This window comes from Actinoplanes sp. NPDC020271, assembly GCF_044388125.1.
In the GTDB taxonomy this organism is placed as follows: Bacteria; Actinomycetota; Actinomycetes; order Mycobacteriales; family Micromonosporaceae; genus Actinoplanes.
Map to the genome: position 1 here is coordinate 193,224 of NZ_JBIRWQ010000005.1, position 19,055 is coordinate 212,278.

18 protein-coding genes and 2 pseudogenes are annotated in these 19,055 nt (G+C 70.5%); 12 read left to right on the forward strand and 8 right to left on the reverse strand.

Features of this window, described 5'->3' with window-relative positions:
* Positions 1–47 precede the first annotated feature (47 nt).
* Positions 48–674: a TetR/AcrR family transcriptional regulator gene (locus ACH442_RS13660; protein WP_396338294.1), complete on the forward strand. Its 627-nt coding sequence runs from the start codon at positions 48–50 to the stop codon at positions 672–674.
* 134 nt (positions 675–808) lie between these two features.
* Here ACH442_RS13660 and ACH442_RS13665 read toward each other — a convergent pair whose 3' ends face one another.
* Positions 809–1,270: a GNAT family N-acetyltransferase gene (locus ACH442_RS13665; protein ID WP_396338295.1), complete on the reverse strand. Its 462-nt coding sequence runs from the start codon at positions 1,268–1,270 to the stop codon at positions 809–811.
* Between the two features lie 254 nt (positions 1,271–1,524).
* Here ACH442_RS13665 and ACH442_RS13670 point away from each other — a divergent pair, with 254 nt between their 5' ends.
* Positions 1,525–2,268, forward strand: a complete 744-nt coding sequence (locus ACH442_RS13670; RefSeq protein ID WP_396338296.1) for a hypothetical protein — start codon at positions 1,525–1,527, stop codon at positions 2,266–2,268.
* 96 nt (positions 2,269–2,364) lie between these two features.
* On the opposite strand, the gene ACH442_RS13675 is transcribed toward ACH442_RS13670, so the two are convergent.
* Positions 2,365–2,814, reverse strand: coding sequence for an oxidoreductase (locus tag ACH442_RS13675; RefSeq protein WP_396338297.1), 450 nt, complete (start codon positions 2,812–2,814; stop codon positions 2,365–2,367).
* 125 nt (positions 2,815–2,939) lie between these two features.
* On the opposite strand from ACH442_RS13675, the gene ACH442_RS13680 reads away from it, so the two are divergent.
* Both ACH442_RS13680 and ACH442_RS13685 read left to right on the forward strand, forming a co-directional pair.
* Positions 2,940–4,208 carry an erythromycin esterase family protein gene (locus ACH442_RS13680; RefSeq protein ID WP_396338298.1) on the forward strand — a complete coding sequence of 423 codons (1,269 nt, stop codon included), beginning with the start codon at positions 2,940–2,942 and terminating at the stop codon, positions 4,206–4,208.
* Between the two features lie 190 nt (positions 4,209–4,398).
* Positions 4,399–5,502: an alpha/beta fold hydrolase gene (locus ACH442_RS13685; RefSeq protein ID WP_396338299.1), complete on the forward strand. Its 1,104-nt coding sequence runs from the start codon at positions 4,399–4,401 to the stop codon at positions 5,500–5,502.
* A gap of 310 nt (positions 5,503–5,812) precedes the next feature.
* Here the strand turns inward: ACH442_RS13685 and ACH442_RS13690 are convergent, their stop codons facing one another.
* From ACH442_RS13690 to ACH442_RS13700, 3 genes and pseudogenes are all read right to left on the reverse strand, one after another.
* A complete protein-coding gene (locus tag ACH442_RS13690; protein ID WP_396338597.1) occupies positions 5,813–6,217 on the reverse strand; it encodes a MarR family winged helix-turn-helix transcriptional regulator in 405 nt (134 codons plus the stop codon).
* A gap of 323 nt (positions 6,218–6,540) precedes the next feature.
* Positions 6,541–7,437, reverse strand: a pseudogene (locus ACH442_RS13695) (MFS transporter); the annotation flags it as partial.
* A gap of 121 nt (positions 7,438–7,558) precedes the next feature.
* Positions 7,559–7,870: pseudogene (locus ACH442_RS13700) on the reverse strand (MFS transporter); the annotation flags it as partial.
* 155 nt (positions 7,871–8,025) lie between these two features.
* Between ACH442_RS13700 and glgX the strand changes: the two are divergent.
* Positions 8,026–10,146 carry a glycogen debranching protein GlgX gene (gene glgX / locus ACH442_RS13705; protein WP_396338300.1) on the forward strand — a complete coding sequence of 707 codons (2,121 nt, stop codon included), beginning with the start codon at positions 8,026–8,028 and terminating at the stop codon, positions 10,144–10,146.
* A gap of 161 nt (positions 10,147–10,307) precedes the next feature.
* Here the strand turns inward: glgX and ACH442_RS13710 are convergent, their stop codons facing one another.
* Positions 10,308–10,970 carry a lytic transglycosylase domain-containing protein gene (locus ACH442_RS13710; RefSeq protein WP_396338301.1) on the reverse strand — a complete coding sequence of 221 codons (663 nt, stop codon included), beginning with the start codon at positions 10,968–10,970 and terminating at the stop codon, positions 10,308–10,310.
* Positions 10,967–11,353, reverse strand: coding sequence for a MerR family transcriptional regulator (locus ACH442_RS13715; RefSeq protein ID WP_396338302.1), 387 nt, complete (start codon positions 11,351–11,353; stop codon positions 10,967–10,969). The genes ACH442_RS13710 and ACH442_RS13715 overlap by 4 nt, the downstream gene beginning before the upstream one ends.
* A 90-nt stretch (positions 11,354–11,443) precedes the next feature.
* Between ACH442_RS13715 and ACH442_RS13720 the strand changes: the two genes are divergently transcribed.
* The 7 genes from ACH442_RS13720 to ACH442_RS13750 all read left to right on the forward strand — a co-directional run bounded on the left by ACH442_RS13720 (position 11,444) and on the right by ACH442_RS13750 (position 18,282).
* Complete coding sequence (locus ACH442_RS13720; RefSeq protein WP_396338598.1) at positions 11,444–12,247, forward strand: DUF72 domain-containing protein; 804 nt, start codon at positions 11,444–11,446, stop codon at positions 12,245–12,247.
* A gap of 106 nt (positions 12,248–12,353) precedes the next feature.
* Positions 12,354–12,575, forward strand: a complete 222-nt coding sequence (locus tag ACH442_RS13725; RefSeq protein ID WP_396338303.1) for a DUF397 domain-containing protein — start codon at positions 12,354–12,356, stop codon at positions 12,573–12,575.
* A 53-nt stretch (positions 12,576–12,628) separates the two neighbouring features.
* The gene (locus ACH442_RS13730) at positions 12,629–13,672 is read left to right on the forward strand and encodes a hypothetical protein (protein ID WP_396338304.1); all 1,044 of its coding nucleotides are present in this window, start codon (positions 12,629–12,631) and stop codon (positions 13,670–13,672) included.
* Entirely contained in the window at positions 13,669–14,091 is a 423-nt protein-coding gene (locus tag ACH442_RS13735) for a DUF1810 domain-containing protein (protein WP_396338305.1), read from the forward strand. The genes ACH442_RS13730 and ACH442_RS13735 overlap by 4 nt, the downstream gene beginning before the upstream one ends.
* A 76-nt stretch (positions 14,092–14,167) precedes the next feature.
* Positions 14,168–14,911 (forward strand): ABC transporter ATP-binding protein, encoded by a 744-nt coding sequence (locus tag ACH442_RS13740; protein WP_396338306.1) that lies wholly within the window; start codon positions 14,168–14,170, stop codon positions 14,909–14,911.
* Positions 14,908–17,436, forward strand: a complete 2,529-nt coding sequence (locus tag ACH442_RS13745) for an ABC transporter permease (RefSeq protein WP_396338307.1) — start codon at positions 14,908–14,910, stop codon at positions 17,434–17,436. The genes ACH442_RS13740 and ACH442_RS13745 overlap by 4 nt, the downstream gene beginning before the upstream one ends.
* A 126-nt stretch (positions 17,437–17,562) precedes the next feature.
* The gene (locus ACH442_RS13750; protein ID WP_396338308.1) at positions 17,563–18,282 is read left to right on the forward strand and encodes an HAD family hydrolase; all 720 of its coding nucleotides are present in this window, start codon (positions 17,563–17,565) and stop codon (positions 18,280–18,282) included.
* A 237-nt stretch (positions 18,283–18,519) separates the two neighbouring features.
* Here ACH442_RS13750 and ACH442_RS13755 read toward each other — a convergent pair whose 3' ends face one another.
* Positions 18,520–19,053 carry a hypothetical protein gene (locus tag ACH442_RS13755; protein WP_396338309.1) on the reverse strand — a complete coding sequence of 178 codons (534 nt, stop codon included), beginning with the start codon at positions 19,051–19,053 and terminating at the stop codon, positions 18,520–18,522.
* Positions 19,054–19,055 lie beyond the last annotated feature (2 nt).

Here is a 19,055-nt window from a genome sequence, read left to right on the forward strand (position 1 = left end):
GTCAATAGTTTGTCCAGGACAAAAAATGACTCTGGTAAAGTGCGGGCGTGGGGGCCGGGCTGCGAGAGCGCAAGAAGCAGGAGACCCGTCGGTTGCTGTGGGAGACGGCGATCGGCCTGTTCATCGAGCGTGGTTTCGACAACGTGGCGATGGCCGAGGTCGCGGCGGCGGCCAATGTGTCCAAAACAACCGTTTTCAACTACTTCGGTAGTAAGGAAGACCTGGTCCTGTCCGCCGGTGAGGACCACGTCGACGAGCCGGCCCGGGTCGTGCGCACCCGGGCGCCCGGCGAGACGCCGCTCGCCGCGCTGCGCCGGCACTTCCTCACCGCGCTCGCCGAGCGGGACCCGGCGACCGGCCTGAGCGACCATCCCACCGTGCTGCGGGTGCACCGGCTGATCAACGCGACGCCGTCGCTGGCGCCGCGGCTGTTCGTCGTCGCCGCCCGCTCCCAGGAACTGCTCGCCGCCGAGCTCGCCACCGTCACCGACCCGCGGACCGCCCGGCTCGCCGCGGCCCAGATCGCCGCCACCCGCATGGTCCTGATCAGCGAGAATCGCGACCGCATGCTGGCCGGCGACCCGGCCGATCTCGTTCATCCGTCAGCGGTCCTCCATGCCGAGGAGGCCTTCGCCCTCCTCGAACACGGCCTGTCCGCCGCCCTCAACCCCTGACCCCCTCGTCGGCTCAGCTCACGAGTCGCGACTCCGCGAGCCGCGCCCGGGGAGACCTCGCAGCGCGGCGCGAGCTCCCGGCCGGTTCTCCGGGTTGTTGTCCGAGCCGGATGACACCCCGGCGAACCAGCCGATCAGCGTTCCTTCATGAGGTGGATCAGGGTGAGGCCGGGGCGGATCTGCTCGCGGTGCGTCTCCTCGTAGCCGTGACGTTCGTAGAGGCGGATGTTCGTGCTGCTCAGGTGGCCGGTGAACAGGGCCAGCCACTCGGCCTCACCGGCTGCGGCCTCGATGGCGGTGAGCAGGCGGGTGCCGATGCCACGGCGCTGCTGGTCGGGGGCGACGACGAGGCGGCCGATGCGCAGGACCGTGCCGTCGGGGCGGCCGCGGACGGCGCCGACGATACGGTGCCCGAGGGTGGCTTTCAGGGCCAGGCTGTCGGCGAGTTCGGCGGCCAGGTCGTCGAGGGGTTGCGTCAGGGCGGGCAGGTGCGGATCGTCGTACAGCTGGGCCTCGGCGACGTAGGCCGCGAGCTGCAGGGTGTGGATCTCCCCGGCGTCGGCGGGTGTCACGGGGGCGATCACGATCTCGTCCATGCGCCCATCATTCTCCTCGGGCCCGGCGCGTAGCCTCGTCATCGACGACTGTGGAGCCGTGACCCGGGCGTCACATGCGCGTCACAGCGGCTTCAGGTTACGTTTCCGGCATGCATCGCGGTCATGAGGCGGCCCGGCGAGATCATCGTCACTCGGGGGCGGGCCGGCGCGGCGCGACCGCTATTCTCACGCGCGCAGACTGCGGGGGCGATCGCCGAGTTTCGATCGTGCCCGCTTCACGACGGGGACGAACGATGAATACTGTTACGCGCGCCGGCCTGGCCGCGCTCACCCTTTCCGCCGCGCTGCTCGCTGGTTGCGGCCTCCCGGACGACCCGAACACGCCGCACCCGAACCCGTCCGTGTCGTCGGACCCGGCCGGTAACGGGATCGACATCCTCTCGGCCAAAGGCGTCATCGACAAGGCTCGGATCGCGCTGAAGTCGGCGAAGTCCTTCCACGTCAAGGGCACGATCAAGGAGGACAAGGACCTCGTCGAGCTCGACCTGAAGAACGCCGGGGACGACTTCACCGGGTCGCTGAAGTCCAGCGGCGCCAAGATCGAGCTGCTCTCGGTCGGCGGCCACAAGTACATCCGGCCGGACGCGAAGTTCTGGAACCAGATCGACCCCACGGGCGCCACCGCGACGGCGATCAAGCAGGTCGTCGGTAACAAGTGGGTCAAGGTGAAGGACAAGGACGACAGCTTCGGCACGCTGTTCACCGCCCTCGACGTCGACACGCTGCTGTCGTCGGAGGGCACCGTGACCAAGGGCGAGACCAAGACGATCGACGGCATGCCGGCGCTCGCGGTGCTCGACGGCACCGACACCGCGAGCACGCTCTGGGTGGCGATGCGCGGCGAGCCCTACCCGGTCAAGCTCACGGGCCCCGGCGGTCAGGGCCTGACGTTCGACGATTTCGACCAGACGTTCCCGGAGATCAAGGAACCGGCCGCGTCGGAATTCGTCGACCAGTCGAAGCTCGGCAAGAAATAACATCGCTTTTCCGGTACGTCGTGGGCCGCGGCACCGCCCACGACGTACCGGAAAAGATCACATTCTCAAGACCAGAAACAATTCGCGCGTACGCGTTCAAGCCGCCGGCCCCGACCACGACCAGCGCGGCATCGGCAGCGCCTCGGCGACCGTCGCCGCCGTCGGGAAGATCGCCGACACCTCGGCCGTGGCGGCCGTCATGTAGTCGTGCAGCGCTCGGCGCAGCTCGGGATCGTCGGGCAGGGTGGCCGCGACCGCCTCGTCGAAGACCTCCCCGAACCGGGCCGAGAACGGGTCCTCGTCGCACTGGTTCGCATGGATCCGCAGCATGGCCGTGTGCCCGCCGTGCTTCTCGGAGAAGATCGGCGGCCCGCCGAGCACCTCACCCCAGTAGTCGGCGAGATGCCGGACGTGATCCGGGTCGTCGACGTGCGAGAACGGATGCTCCAGGACCGGGTCGGCCAGGCACCGTGCGTGAAAGTCAGCCGCCAGCGCGAGCATCCCCGCCGCACCGCCCGCCGCCTCGAACAGCGTAGAACGTCCCATCCCGCCATCCTGCACCCGCGCCCGCCCCCGTGGTGTGCCACAACGCCCGGCGAGCTTCCCGGCGGAAGGGACCCGGGGTCAAAGGTCGGAGGTATGGGGCCGGTGGCGCAGGGTAACGGTCGGGGATGATCCGGTACCGGGACGAGGTGGCGTCGATCGCGCGTGAGCTGCGGGATCCGGGAGATCTGGAAATCCTGCTGGATCGTGCGGCGTCGGCACGCGTAGTGATGATCGGTGAGGCGACGCACGGGACGCACGAGTTCTACGCCTGGCGGTCGGCACTCACCCAGCGGCTGATCGAGGAGCGCGGGTTCGGTCTCGTCGCGGTCGAGAGTGACTGGCCCGATGGTGAACGGGTGAACACGGCGGTGCGGGGCGGGCCGGGCGCGCCGGACGATCCGCGGTCGGCGCTGGTGCGGTACGACCGCTGGCCGACCTGGATGTGGGCGAACGAGGAACTGGTCGACTTCACCCGCTGGCTGCACGGGCTCAACCGGACGCGACCGCCCGGCGACCGGGTGGGCTTCCACGGGCTGGACGTCTACTCCCTCTGGCAGTCGATGCGCGAGATCCTCACCTGGCTGCGCGAACACGACCCGGATCTCGTGCCGGTCGCGCTGGACGCCTACCGATGCTTCGAGCCGTTCAACGAGGACCCCAACGCGTACGGGTGGTCCACTCAGTTCGTGAACGCCAGCTGTGAGCACAAGGTCGTGCGGATGCTCGCCGCGCTCGACGACCGTGACTTCGGGGTCCGGCAGAACGCGGCCGTCGTGGCCGGAGCGGAGAGTTACTACCGGACGATGGTGCGCGGCGGGCCGGACGCCTGGAACGGCCGGGACCGCCACATGGACGAGACGCTCGACCGGCTGCTCACCCACTACGGGCCCGGTTCCAAGGCGGTGGTCTGGGCGCACAACACGCACATCGGCGACGCCCGCGGCACCGACCAGGCCGATCACGGCGAGTTGACACTCGGGCAGCTGGCTCGGGACCGGTTCGGCTGGGACGAGGTGCTGCTGATCGGGATGGGCTCGTTCCGCGGCAGCGTGGTGGCCGGGCCGCAGTGGGGTGAACCGGCCGAGGTGATGGGCGTGCCGCCGGCCCGGGGCGGTTCGCTCGAGGAGATCCTGCACCTGGCGGCGCCGCGGAACGCGATGATCGTCTTCCCGGCCGGGGCGGACCGGCCGGAAGTGCTCACCTCCGTGCTGCCGCACCGGGCGATCGGTGTCGTCTACCGCCCGGAACGCGAGCGGTGGTCGAACTACGTCCCGACCGTGCTCGGCGACCGGTACGACGCGTTCCTCTGGTTCGACGAGTCACACGCCCTGCGGCCCCTGCACACGCTGCGGGTCAATGCGCACGAGCCGGAGACGTACCCGAGCGGTGTGTAATCACAATTGAAGCGACGATTAAATCGATCTTTCCAATGGCGCGCGTCCATCAACCTAGTGACGTGCACGGATGTCTGAAGGGCCACGATTCTCTGCCCGGGAATGCGCTCCATAGCGATGTGATTCGCATTACGCTGTGCGTTCATCCGATCATCCACATCGGATCTTCCCAGACGAGAACGGGGTGTCCATGAACAAGATCGTCCGCCTGCTCCTCGCCGCGTTGCTGAGCGCGTGCGGGGCGACCGTCGCGATCGCCCGACCGGCGACCGCGACGCTGGCGCCGGGCTACGTGCTGACCAGTTCGACCGCCACCCTTCCGGCCGAACTGTCCGCACTGGCGACCGGAAAGCGTATCCAGTACCTCTCCACCTCGATCACCGGCACCACCATCACCTCCACCGGGCTCGTCCTCACCCCGAAGACCGGGAAGAAGAACAAAGTCGTCGCCTGGGCCCACGGCACGACCGGGCTCGCCTACCAGTGCGCGCCCTCGATCAACCAGAACGTGTTCTGGGCGGAGGCGCGGATCGCGGTGGCGGCACTGCTCAGCCGGGGCTACACGGTCGCCGCGACCGACTATCCCGGGCTGGGATCGGGCGGGCAGCACCCGTACCTGATCGGCTACAGCGAGGCCCGGGCGATCATCGACAGCGTCAAAGCGGCGCGCAGCCTGGACTCGGCGCTGAGCACGTCGTACGTCATCGACGGGCACTCGCAGGGCGGCCAGGGGGCACTGTTCGCGAGCCAGATGGCCCCGTCCTACGACGGGAACCTGGTGCTCAAGGGCACCGCCAGCATCGCGCCGCTGTCCAACGCCGACGTGATCGCGCCGGCCATCCCCGGCAACCCGGCACAGGGATACCTGGTGATGGCGCTGTACGGGCTGAACGCCGTCGACCCGAGCGTGCAGCCGCTCACGATCCTGGCCACGCCGGCCAAAACCAAGATCAGTGTGCTGTCGACCGGGTGCCTCAACGAGATCCTGGCGGCCTACCAGAACTTCACGCCGTCACAGCTCGTGGTCAACGGGGTGGTGCCCGGCTACGTGCTGACCAAACTCGCGCAGTACGACAACCCGGCGCAGACCGCCCCGACCGCGCCGATCCTGGTCGTGCAGGGGACCGACGACGAGGCAGTGCCCTACAGCATCACGGCCGACCTGCTGATCCCGCAGTTGCAGGCGTACAGCCAGCCGGTGCAGTTCGAGGTGATCCAGGGCGCCACGCACGACACGGCGGTGATCGAATCGGCGGATCTGGTGGCGGACTGGATCACGGCTCGCTTCGGATAGGCCTTACTCCCGAAAGGGATGCTGTGGCCCGGCGGCCGCCCTCGCCGGGCCACAGCCCACCCCGCTTCCGCACCCCGCCGTGCGTCCCCGCGCTTGCGCGTCCCGCGCCGTGCGTCCCCGCGCTTGCGCGTCCCGCGCCGTGCGTCCCCGCGCTTGCGCGTCCCGCGCCGTGCGTCCCCGCGCCGTGCGTCCCCGCGCCGTGCGTCCCCGCGCCTGCGCGTCCCGCGCCCTGCGCCCCGCCTGCCTGCGGGCTTGTCGGCGTGATTCACGCCGCAGCGGCTTCCTGGCAACTCGGCTGATCTGCGGGTGATCAGGGGGACCCGGACCCCGGGAAAGCGGACGGCAGGGTCACCGTGGTGAGGATCCGGGTCAGGGTGGCCAGGTCCTCGACCGGCAGGGCGAGCAGTTCGGGCGGGGGAGTGCCGAGGATCTGGTCGGCCCGGCGGGCGGCGTCGTGTCCGGCCGGGGTCAGGGTGACCAGGCGGGAGCGGCCGTCGGCCGGGTTCGGTGCGCGGCGGACCAGGCCCCGGGACTCCAGGTCATCGGTGATCACGGTGGCGTAGGGCGGGTCGCAGGCCAGCTTGGCCGCCATCGAGCGCAGCGTCTGCGGGCCCGTGGCGAGTAGTGCGAGGGCCTTGATGCGGACGAAGCTCATGCCCAGCGCCTCACAGACCCGGGTCTTCGCGTCGTGCTGCTCGGTGACGAGCGCTCGCATCGCCCGCCAGGCCTGCTCCGCAGCGGAAGCGGAGCCGGCGAGGCCGGTCGAGGCGTCGGCGGGCGTGTGCGGTGCGGCGGGAGCGTGTGGCGCGGCCGGGGTGGGAGCGTGTGGCGCGGCCGGGGTGGGAGCGTGTGGCGCGGCCGGGGTGGGAGCGTGTGGCGCGGCCGGGGTGGGAGCGTGCGGCGCGGGAGAGGTGGGGGCGTGCGGAGCGGCCGGGGCAGCGGTGGGAGCGGAAGGCAGAGCGTCCGATCCGGCCGAGGCGCGCGGGCCCGGGCCGGGGAGGGGAGGGTCCGGCGGGGCTGCGCCGGCGCCGGCGATGCTCAAGCGGCAACTCTTTCGGGCTCGTGGGCATGGGTGCGCGCCCATGCTCCCGTACTGAGCCGCCCGAACACCAGCACCGCCAGCCCCAGCCCGACCAGGATCCACCATCCGGCGTGACTGTTCCCGGAGGCGAGGACTGCCCCGATCACGGCCACGCCGAGGGCGCTGCCGACCTGGCGGCTGGTCGAGGCGATGGCCGCGGCGACGCCGGCGCGTTCGCGGGGCATGCCGGAGACCGCCGTGTTGGTGATGGGCGTGTTCACCATGCCGAAGCCGATACCGAACAGCAGGTAGCCGACGAGCAGCTGCCAGACCGGGGTGTCCGGCCCGGCCCCGGTGAGGGGCAGCATGCCGAGCGCCATCGCGATGCCGGCGATCTGCAGCGGCAGCCGGGTGCCGCGGGCGCCGACGAGCCGGCCGCTGAGCGGCGAGAACGCGATGTTGGCGACGGCCAGCGGCAGCGTGTAGAGCCCGGCGGTGAGGGCGGACAGGCCGCGCGTCTCCTGCAGGTAGAGCGTGTTCAGGAAGAGGAAGCCGCTGAGGGCGGAGAACGCGCAGATCGCGACCACCACCGCTCCGGAGAACGGCGGGCTGCGGAACAGGGCCAGGTCGATCAGCGGTTCGGCGCGGCGCGGCTCCCACCACAGCAGGCCGCCGAGGGCGGCGAGGGTGACGGCGAAGCAGCCGAGGATCTCGGGGGAGGACCAGCCGGCGCCGGGGCCCTCGATGATGCCGAAGGTGACGCCGGCGAGCAGCAGGAACACCAGGATCTGGCCGACCGGGTCGAGCCGGCGGGCCTTGGGTGCGCGCGACTCGGGGACGAACAGCGCGGTGAGGACGATGGCGGCGATGCCGATCGGTACGTTGATCCAGAAGATGGACCGCCAGCCGAGGCTGTGTACGAGGAGGCCGCCGACGACCGGGCCGAGTGCGAGGCCGCAGCCGTTGACCGCGCCCCCGCGCGCCGATCGCCCGGGCCCGTTCGCGCGGTTCGGTGAAGGTGTTCGTGATGATCGACATGGCGACCGGGTTCATCATCGAGGCGCCGATGGCCTGGAGGACCCGGAACGCGATGAGCCAGCCGAGCCCGGGTGCGATGCTGCACAGCAGGGACGCGACGGTGAAGATGGCCAGGCCGCTCTGGAAGATCCGGCGGCGGCCGACCCGGTCGGCGGTGGATCCGGAGAGCACCAGGAGGCTGGCGATGACGACGGCGAACGCGTCGATGGTCCACTGCAGGCCGGAGACGGACGAGCCGAGGTCCGCCCGGATGGCCGGCAGGGCGATGTTCATGATGGTGACGTCCAGGCTGATGATCAGCAGACTCATGCAGCAGATCGCCAGGACGAGGTAACGGCGTGGCACGAGTTAGTTGTACCCGTACAACTAACTGATCGCCGGGAAAGAACGTGAGGACGAGGCGGGATCCTGGTCACATCGACACGGGGTTTTCAGGACGAGACGATGTGGGCATGGTGGGCGGCATGAAAATCTGGCCGGGCAATCCGTACCCGCTGGGTGCGACCTACGACGGCGGCGGCACGAACTTCGCCATCTTCAGCGAGGTCGCCGAGCGGGTCGAGTTGTGTCTGTTCGACGACGAGGGCAACGAGACCCGCGTCGACCTCCCCGAGCGGGAGGCTCTCGTCTGGCACGGTTACCTGCCCCGGGTCACTCCCGGTCAGCGGTACGGCTTCCGCGTGCACGGTCCGTACGACCCGTCCCAGGGGCTGCGGTGCAACCCGAGCAAGTTGCTGCTCGACCCGTACGCGAAGGCAATTGACGGCGATTATCGGTGGGACCAGGCGCTGTTCTCCTACGATTTCGGCGACCCGATGTCCTACAACGATGCCGATTCGGCCCCGTTCGCGCCGAAGTCCGTCGTGATCAACCCGTTCTTCGACTGGGGCAACGACCGCCCGCTGAAGGTCCCGTTCCACCAGACGGTGATCTACGAGGCGCACGTCAAGGGCATGACGAACAGCCACCCCAAGATCCCGGACGACGTCCGCGGGACGTACTCGGGTCTCGCCCACCCGGTGATGATCGAGTACTTCAAGAAGCTGGGCATCACCGCGGTCGAGCTGATGCCGGTGCACCAGTTCGTGCACGACAGCGGCCTGGTCGAGCGCGGCCTGAAGAACTATTGGGGTTACAACACCATCGGCTTCTTCGCCCCGCACAACGGTTACTCGTCGTTCGGTGGCGGTGGTGGCCAGGTGCAGGAGTTCAAGTCGATGGTCAAGGCCCTGCACCAGGCCGGCATCGAGGTCATCCTGGACGTGGTCTACAACCACACCGCCGAGGGCAACCACCTCGGCCCGACGCTGAGCTTCCGCGGCATCGACAACCCGGCGTACTACCGGCTCGTCGACACCGACAAGCAGTACTACTACGACACCACCGGCACCGGGAACAGCCTCAACGTCCGGCACCACGAGTCGCTGCGCCTGCTGATGGACTCCCTGCGGTACTGGGTGACCGAGATGCACGTCGACGGTTTCCGCTTCGACCTGGCCGCCTCCCTGGCCCGCGAGTTCCACGAGGTGGACCGGCTCGCCGCCTTCTTCGACCTGGTCAACCAGGACCCGGTGGTGTCGCAGGTGAAGCTGATCGCCGAGCCGTGGGACGTCGGCGACGGCGGTTACCAGGTCGGTGGCTTCCCGCCGAACTGGACCGAGTGGAACGGAAAATACCGCGACTCGGTCCGCGACTTCTGGCGCGGCGAGCCGTCCAGCCTCGGCGAGTTCGCGTCCCGCTTCACCGGCAGCTCCGACCTCTACGAGATCGACGGCCGCCGTCCGATCGCCTCGATCAACTTCGTGACCGCGCACGACGGTTTCACCATGCACGACCTGGTGTCGTACAACGAGAAGCACAACGACGCGAACGGCGAGGGCAACCGCGACGGCGAGAGCCACAACCGCTCGTGGAACTGCGGGGCCGAGGGCGAGACCGAGGACGCCGAGATCATCGTCCTGCGCGAGCGCCAGAAGCGGAACTTCCTGGCCACCATGCTGCTCAGCCAGGGCGTCCCGATGATCCTGCACGGCGACGAGCTCGGCCGCACCCAGCAGGGCAACAACAACGTCTACTGCCAGGACAACGAGCTGAGCTGGGTGAACTGGGAGAACGCCCGAGAGGAGGACGTGCTCACGCACTTCGTCCGGGCGCTCACCAAGCTGCGCGCCGACCATCCGATCTTCCGCCGCCGCCGCTTCTTCACCGGCGAGGTGGCCGACGACAACAAGCTGCCCGACATCGCCTGGCTGCGCCGCGACGGCGAGATCATGACCGAGGCCGACTGGAACACCCGCCGCGGCATGACCATGACCGTCTTCCTCAACGGTCACGGGATCCCGGAACGCGACGCCCTCGGCGAGGAGATCACCGACGACTCGTTCCTGCTGCTGTTCAACCCCCTGGACGAGGACGTGACGTTCACCCTGCCGGCCCGCGAGTACGGCAAGACCTGGGAGATCGTCGCCCACACGGCCGATCCGCTGCTCGCCCGCCGCCGCAAGACCACCCGGGCCGGCAGCAGCGTCGACGTCATCCGGCACGCCCTGGTCGTCCTGCGCAGCCGCAACAAGCCCACGTCCTGATCCCGGCGTAGTCCGGTCCGGCGCCGGCTCCGCTGTGCTCGCCGTCAATTCATGCGGCGGTACGTCGATGAGCCGCCCCGGACCGGGCGACACGACCAAGTCCCTGGAGTGACCGCGCGACGCGCGTCGCGGCCCGGCGCCGGGACCAGCTCGCGGCGTACTCAGTAGTTGTTGTACTGCTCGGAGTGGCTCCAGGCGCCGCACGGGGTCTTGTAGCGCTTCTTGATGTAGTCCAGGCCCCATTTGATCTGGGTCGCCGGATTGGTCTTCCAGTCGGCGCCGAAAGCGGCCATCTTCGACCCGGGCAGCGACTGCGGAATGCCGTAGGCGCCGGAGCTGCGGTTCTCGGCGCGGTAGTTCCAGCCGCTCTCCTTGTTGAACAGCTTGTTCAGGCAGGCGAACTGGTCGAGCCCGAAACCGGCGCTCAGGGTCAGTGCGCAGCCGATCGCGCGGCTGCCGCTGAATTCGTTGCAGGAACTGGGAATGGGGCCGGCGAAGGCGACCGGGCCGCTTGCCTTCTGCTGCGCGGCTTTCTTCGCCGCGGCGACACTCTTGTCGAGGTCCTTGGCATATCCGTCGGCGCTCTTCGCGACCGTTTCGGCTTTGTCGGTGGCGGTGCCCTCGGCGACGGTCACCCGGGAACGGGCCGCGGCGTGCGCGTTCTGCCGTTCCTTGAGCAGTTGCATGTCGGCAGCGTCGGCCTGCACCGAGTCGAAGACGTAGCCGGTGGTCTGGGGTGGACGTTTCTCGCCCAGATAGGCGCCACCGGCGAGGCCGGCGACCAACATCAGGACGGACGCGCCACGAATCACGTGCCGGGTCACGGGGCCTCCTTCGAGCCGGCCGGGCGAACGGTCTCGGCACGGTACCAGGCGATCTTCTCGCGCACGCGTTGCTGTTCCCTGCGCAGCCGGGCGACCTTCTCGTCGATTTCCCGGTCGTGCTCGGCGAGCAGCTGAACGCGCTGCTCGGCGGCCTCGTCGCCGTCGTGGAGCAGCTCGGCGAAGCGCCGCAGCCGGGCGATCGGCATGCCCGAGTCGCGCAGGCAGCGGAGCAGACCGATCCGGCCCAGGTCGTCGTCGGAGAACACGCGCTGGCCGCCGCTGGTGCGTTCGATGCCGTGCAGCAGCCCGATCCGCTCGTAATAGCGCAGGGTGTCGATGCTCACGCCGAGTTTCCCCGCGACCTCGCCCGGTGAATAAGGCATCGATCGTCCCTCCCCGTCCGAAAGGGCGACGGTACCGGATACGGTTCTCCGGTGCGATCCGGAGTCATGGCCCTGCACGTGGGCTGCGCGATGTGGTCCCTGAAGGCGTGGCAGAGCCGTTTCGCCCCCGGTGACAAACTCCGGGCGTACGCGGAATGGTGCAACGCGGTCGAGGGCAACACGACGTTCTACGCGGTTCCGTCGCGCGCGACCGTGACGACCTGGGCCGAGCAGACCGGCCCGGATTTCCGGCTGATCCCGAAGATTCCGAAACGCATCACGCACGAGTTGCGCCTGACGAACACCGACGAGGAGCTGCGCGTCTTCCTCGAGGCGATCGAGCCGCTCGGCTCGCGGGCCGCGGCTCTCTGGATTCAACTTCCCGGGTCCTTCAGCCCCGGCGATCTTGCGGTTCTCGCACGCTTTCTGCGTTCCCTGCCGATTGATTTCCGGTACGCCGTGGAAGTGCGCCACCCCGATTTCTTCACCGATCCGAGCCGGTTGGAGGAACTGCTCGTCCAGCATCGTGCCGAGTGGGTTCCGTTCGACACCACCGCGTTCTTCGACTCGCCCCCGACCAGTGACGCCGAGCGTGACGCGTGGATGAAGAAGCCTCGCATGCCGCGCCGCGACACCGCGCTCACCGACCGGCCGATCGTCCGCTATCTGGGCCGCGACGACACCGCCCGGACCGTCGCGGGCTGGCAGCCGTGGGTGGAGAGGGTGGCCGGCTGGCTGCGCGAGGGCCGTTCACCGACGGTGTTCGTGCACACCCCGGACAACGCCGACGCTCCCGCGCTCGCGCGGCTCTTCCACGAGGAGGTGCGGGCGCGTGTCCCGGGCCTGCCGGGCCTGCCCGTGCCGGTCCCGCCGGAGCCGACGACGCTTTTCTGAGCGCACGTTCTTCCGCACGTGCAGTAACGTGCCTATCTCTTCCAGAGACGGATCACGGACAGTTTCGCCGGTGGCCGGATGCCGAGAATGTGCCCGGAGGTGCGAGATGGCAGAGAAGACCTATGCCGTGACTTTCGACCGGAGGACCGCGGCCTGGCGCAGGAGTACGCGCAGTTACTCCGACAACTGTGTCGAAGTGGCTGACCTGCCCGACGGTGGCCGCGCGGTCCGCGACTCGAAGAACCCGGACGGGCCGATCCTGTTCTTCACCCCGTCGGAGTGGACGGCGTTCGTCGACGGCGCGAAGGACGGTGAGTTCGACAACTAGGCCTGGCACTCGTACGGTCTGGCGCCCGAGCCGCCGTGATGTTACGCAGAGGCATGGATGTTGGACCGGGTGTGGGGCTGCGGCCCCGGATGCACTTCACTCCGCGCGACGGCCGGGTCGGCGATCTCTTCGGGGTGCTCCGGGTGGACGGGCGGTACCACCTGTTCTACGAGCACCAGACCATCGACGAGCAGGTCGCGAGCTGGGGCTGTGCGGTCTCCGACGATCTGGTGATCTGGCGGGAACGCCCGGTCTCGGCGGTGCCCGACGCGTCGACCGACCCGCGCTGCGGGTCGGTCGTGCACGGCCCGGCCGGCCCGGTCCTGTTCCATTCCCGGCCGGGCGAGGGCGTCTGGCGGGCGACCTCGGGGCCGGAACTGGACGGCTGGCGGGCCGAGCCGGTCGGGCCGGTGCTCGGCGCTGCCCCGGCCGGGTTCACCGGTCTGCTGGACCCGTTCGTCTGGGCGGTCGCCGACGGGTGGCGGATGCTGGTCGCGGCGTCGGTGACCACGGGCGGTTCCGCGGTCCTGCAGTACCGGTCGGATGATCTGCTGACCTGGGCGCACGACGGGGTGCTGACCACGGGGGAGTCCGGCGGCTGGCGGTGCCCGCGGCTGTTCGACCTGGACGGTGCGTGGGTGTTGTTCGTGGCGGGCGTTGCTCCGGCGTACGCCATCGGCTCTTATGACGGTCGTGATTTCGTCCCCCGGATCTGGGGCGTCTTCGAGCACGGCAGCCTGGGCCCGGTCACGCCGTTCCTGGACGCGGCCGGCCGGCGGTGCTTCCTGGCCCGCGTCGGCGAGTCCTCGTGCAGTGTGCCGTGGGTCCTCTCGCTGCGCGACGACCGGCTGATCGCCACCCCGCACCCGCACCTGGACCGCTATCTCGTCAACGGCGTCACCGGCCTGAGCGCTTCCGACGGCGAGGTCCGCGACCACGGCGACGTGATCCTGCGGATGCCGTCCGGCGGCGAGACCACCGTGCTGGCCGACGCCGACCTGGTCGAGGTCACCGTCGAAGGGGTGAGCGGGCTCGGCTCGGCGCGGCGGGCGTTCCCGGGCGATCCCGGCGCGCACATCGCTAGGCTCACGGGATGAGCGACCTGCACCGGTTCGTCTACGCCCAGGACGGGGTGTTTGAGCGCGCCCTCGCCGAGCTGGCCGCCGGCCGCAAGCGGTCGCACTGGATGTGGTTCGTGTTCCCGCAAGTGGCGGGCCTGGGGTCGAGTCACACGGCGCAGACCTACGCGATCCGGGACCTGGCCGAGGCCCGGGATTATCTGGCGCACCCGGTGCTCGGGCCGCGACTCGTGGAGTGTGCCGAGACGCTGCTCGGGGTCGAGGGGCGGACGGCCGCGCAGATCTTCGGCAGTCCGGACGATCTGAAGCTGCGCTCGTCGATGACCCTGTTCGCCGAGGCCGCGGATGATCCTGCCGTGTTCCGGCAGGTCCTGGAGCGGTACTACGACGGCCCCGACGAGCGTACGCGGGAGATCCTCGGGGTCTCCGGCCCGTGAGGTAGGGCTGGCCCTACCTCGAAGACTCACGTGAGCGGTAGTGAGAAGCGCCGGCGGATCGAGCAGGCTCTTCGGCATGGAACCCTTGCTCGACCTGCGCGGAGTCCGTCGCCGGCACGGCCGCGGCGCCGGAGCGGTCACCGCCCTCGACTCACTCACCCTCGGCTTCGGGGCGGGCACGTTCACCGCAGTCATGGGCCCGTCCGGCTCCGGCAAGAGCACGCTGCTGCAGTGCGCGGCCGGGCTCGACAAACCGGACGCCGGCACGGTCACGCTGGACGGCGTCGAGCTGACCACCCTCTCCGAGACCGCGCTGACCCTGCTCCGGCGGTCCCGGATCGGGTTCGTCTTCCAGTCCTTCAACCTGCTGCCGTCGCTGACCGCGGAACAGAACGTCGCGCTGCCGCTGCGCCTCGGCGGTCGCCGGCCCGGCCGCCGCCAGGTACGCGACATGCTCGCCGCCGTCGGTCTCGCCGAGCGCGGTGGTCACCGCCCGGCCCAGCTCTCCGGCGGCCAGCAGCAGCGCGTCGCCATCGCGCGGGCGCTGGTCGCCCGGCCCGCGGTGCTCTTCGCGGACGAGCCCACCGGCGCCCTCGACTCGTCGACCGGGCGCGGGGTCCTCGACCTGATGCGCGCCATGGTCGACGACCACGGCCAGACCATCGTGATGGTCACCCACGACCCGCTCGCCGCCTCCCGCGCCGACCGCGTGGTCTTCCTCGTCGACGGCCGGGTCGCCGACGACCGCCCGGCCATGTCCGCGCCCGCGGTCGCCGACCTGATGACCAGCCTTGAATCCGTCCCGGTGGTCCACTCATGATCGGCCTGGCCGTGCAGACGCTGCGCGCCCGCCGGGCCGGGTTCGCCGGGGTGTTCGTCGCGCTCGCGCTCGGCGCCGGCCTGCTCACCGTCACCGGGCTGGCGATCGCCGCGACGATCGGCCACGACCGGGAACCCGTCTGGTTCTCCGGCGCCACGCTCGTCGCCGTACCCACCGACACGGTCACCGTGCGGATCGGGTCGGGCGACGGCGCGTTCGACACGTCCAACTCCGTCGGTGCCCGGCCGGGCGTCCCCGCGGAGGCGGTCACGCGGCTGTCCACGCTGCCCGGCGCGGTGGTGGACAGGCGGATCCCCGCGATGATCGGGGACATGGCGGCCGACGTGCACCCGTGGGCGAGCGCGACGCTGCACCCGGCCTCGCTGACGGCGGGGCGTCCGCCTGCGGCGGACGGGGAGGCGGTGGTCACGGTCGCTTCCGGGCGGCAGGTGGGTGAGCTTTTCGACGTACGTACGGCAGACGCGACCCACACCTGGAAAGTGACCGGGGTGGTGACCGGGCCGGCCGCCGTCTACGTGACCGACGCCTCGGCGGCCGCGCTCGCCGGGGGGCGCGTGGACGCGGTGGCGTTCCGGGACGGTGGGGCGGCCGAAGCCGTACGGGAAAGTGGTCTGCAAGTTCTGACCGGGGACCGTCGTGCCCTCGCCGAGCCGGACCCCGACCGCGACGCCATGGCCGATACGATCGCACTGCTCGGGACGTTCTCCGGGCTCGCGGTCCTGGTGTCGATCTTCGTGGTGGCCGGGACGTTCGCGTTCGCGGTCAGCCAGCGGCGGCGCGAGATGGCCCTGCTGCGGGCCGCCGGCGCGACCCCGCGGCAGGTGCGCCGGCTGGTCCTCGGCGAGGCGGCGCTCGCGTCCCTGCTCGCCTCGGCCGCCGGGTGCGCGCTCGGCACCGTCCTCGCGCCGTGGTGCGGGCGCTGGCTCGTCGCCCACGGGCTGGCGCCGGCCGGGTTCACCGTCGCGTTCAACGGGTGGGCGGTGCTCTCGGCCGCCGGCGCGGGCCTGCTCATCGCCATGATCGGCACGTGGGCGGCGGCGCGGCGGGCCGGGAAGGTGCGCCCGATCGAAGCGCTGCGCGACGCCACCGCCGACCGGCGGGTGATGACCGTCCCGCGGTGGATCTTCGGGGTGCTCTTCGCCGCCGGCGCGATCGCGATGGTCGCCGCCGGTGGATCCGTCACCGGGGAGGACGCGATCGCGCTCACGTTCTTCTCGTCGTATCTCGCCCTGATCGCGGTCGTCCTGCTCACGCCGCTGCTCGCCCCGCTGCTGATCCGGGTCCTGACCGGCGCCCTGCCCGGGGTGACCGTGCAGATCGCCCGGAGCAACGCGCTGACCGCGGTGCGGCGCACCGCCTCGACGGCCACGCCGGTGCTGCTCACCGTCGGGCTGGCCGCGACCATCCTGTCCGCGACCAGCACCGCCCAGCGGGCCGCGCAGACCGCGTCACGGGCCCGGATCACGGCGTCGACGCTGGTCAGCGCGGTGGATTCGCTCGGGGTGCCGGCCTCGGCGGTCGACGCCCTCAGCCGGGTGCCGGGAGTGAGCGCGGCCGTTCCGGTCCGGTCGGCATCGGCGTTCATGCCGACCGGGGACAGCGTCGAGCTGATCACCGCGGACTATGTCGGGGCCGGGATCGAACAGGTGTGGAAGTTGCCGGCCGAGGTCCGTGAGCTGCGGGCACCCGGAACGGTGGTGATCAGCGCCGATCTGGCTGATGACCGCGGCTGGCACGTCGGCGACGAGATCCAGCTGTGGGAGGGCGACACTACGCCGCTGCGCTGCCGGGTCGTGGCGGTCCTCCCGCCCAGCCTCGACCTGAGCCTGACCGTCCTCCTTCCGTACCCGTCCGCTGTCGCCTCTTCCCGCTCTTCCGCGGTGGGCCCTTCCCCGGGCGGCTCTTCCCCGGTCGGACCTTCCCTGGACGGCTCTTCCCCGGTCGGACCTTCCCTGGACGGACCTTCCCTGGTCGGGGCGGATGTCGTCTACCTTGCCGGGACCGGTGACGCGGAGGCGCTCCGGGCGGCCGTGGGCTCGGCGGGCGAGATCGCGACACCCGACGCCTACTTCGCCGCGCAGGCCGTCGCGGCCGACCGCATGAACCACCTCGTGATGCTGGCCCTGCTCGGCATGACCCTGCTCTACTCGGCCATCGCCATCGCGAACACCCTGGTCATGTCCACCGCCGACCGCGCCCGCGACATCGCCGTCCTACGCCTCGGCGGTGCCACCCCACGCCAGGTGCTCGGGTTGATCGCCGCCGAGACCGGCACCGTCGTCGCCGTGGCCCTCCTCCTCGCCGCGGTCGTGACCGCGGCCATGCTCGGAGGCCTCCGCTCCCGCCTCAGTGACCTGGTCAGCACCGCGGAGATCGTCGCGCCGTGGTCGTTGATCGCCCTCATCACCGTCCTCTGCGTGTCAGTAGCCTTCGCCGCGAGCCTGATCCCGGCCGCTCTCCTCCTCCGAACCCCGCCCTCCGCGCTGGCCGCCCTCCGCGACTGACCCGCTCGCCCGGCCGGTCACGACCAAGCCGGAGCGGGCCGCCCGAACCTCCCCGGCGGCCCGCGGCGTGTGCGGTGTGAAGGCGGCCACGGCGGCGGGCCGGTGGATCCGGATAGGGTCGGCGGCATGCTGGATGCCCCCGATCGGTCCTTCGACGCCGTGCTCTTCGACTGTGACGGGGTGCTCGTCGACTCGGAGCGGATCACGAACTCGGTCCTCCGCGCGATGCTGCACGAGCTCGGCTGGGCGGTCAGCGAGGCGGACTGCTTCCGGCTGTTCGTCGGTCGGGCGCTCGCCGACGAGGTGGGTGTGATCACCGCCAACACCGGGTTCACGGTCACCGGCGAGTGGCTCGCCGAGTTCCGCCGGCGCCGCAACGACGCGCTGATCGCCGGGCTCGAGGCGATTCCCGGCGCGGAGGCCGCGGCTCGGGAGATCGACCGCCTCTTCCACGGCAACGTGGCGTGTGCCAGTGGCGCCGACCGCCCGAAGGTCGAGCTGCAACTCCGCAAGGTCGGTCTCGACGACGTCTTCGCCGGCAAGATCTTCAGTGGCATGGAGACGCCCCGGAGCAAACCGGCTCCGGACGTCTACCTGGCTGCCGCGGCGGCGCTGGGCGTCGACCCGGCCCGGGCGGCGGTGGTCGAGGACACCGCTACCGGTGTACGGGCGGGCGTCGCGGCCGGCGCCGTCGTCTTCGGCTACTGCCCGCCGGACAGCCCGGCCCACCACGCTCCGCAGGTACTGCTGGACGCCGGGGCCACGCACATCTTCACTGCGATGGCGGATCTGCCGACTCTGTTGACCGCTCACCCGTCATCACCGCTCACGGCGGTCGCTCGCTGACCAGGGGGCCGCGCTGACGGCTGCACTCCGACGCACGAGACGGCTGGCTTCGAGGGTTGTGCCGGGTCGGCTTCAGCACCCCTGGGGGCCGGCCGGTTTCCGCGAGCCGGCGCTGGGAGCCGGGCCGGGCCGGTCCTGGCAGCCCTGGGGACCGACCGGCTCCGGCGGGCCGGCGCTGGGAGCTGGGCCGGGGGGTGTGTTCGGCGGGACTGAACGTTGCCGGACAGTGCGGGAGGGTTACGGGGTCAGGTAGGCGTTGGACCAGACGGTGAAGCTGTCGCCGAACTCGGACCGGGCCGCGTTCACGATCGCGTCCGGGTCGGTGGCGGGGGCGAGGTCGAAGTGCTCCGCCAACCAGGTGACGAACTCGTCGTGGGAGTCGCTGTGCTCCTCGTCGCCGGCACGGTAGTAGTACGCCTCGTCCCAGTCGACGGAGATCTCCGTGTCGTAGGCCAGCAGCTGGAACAGTTCCCGGAGGTGGCGCGCGACCACGTGCTGGCCGCCCTCGTCGCCGAAGACCACGATCGGGAGGGTGGCCAGGTCGGAGCGGTTGTCGACGTGCCAGAACGCGTAGAACGAACCGCCACCGGTCGCCCGTGCGAACGGGGTCAGCCGGGCCAGGAACTCCGGGTCGGCGGACCAGCCGGCCACCAGCCCGGACCGGTCGGCGAAGTCGTCGAGGCCGAAGCCGTCGGCGTACGCCTCGTAACCGAACTTGTCCTGGAATGCCTTGAGCAGGTTCAGCTCGGGCACCGGTGAATATTCGGCCACGG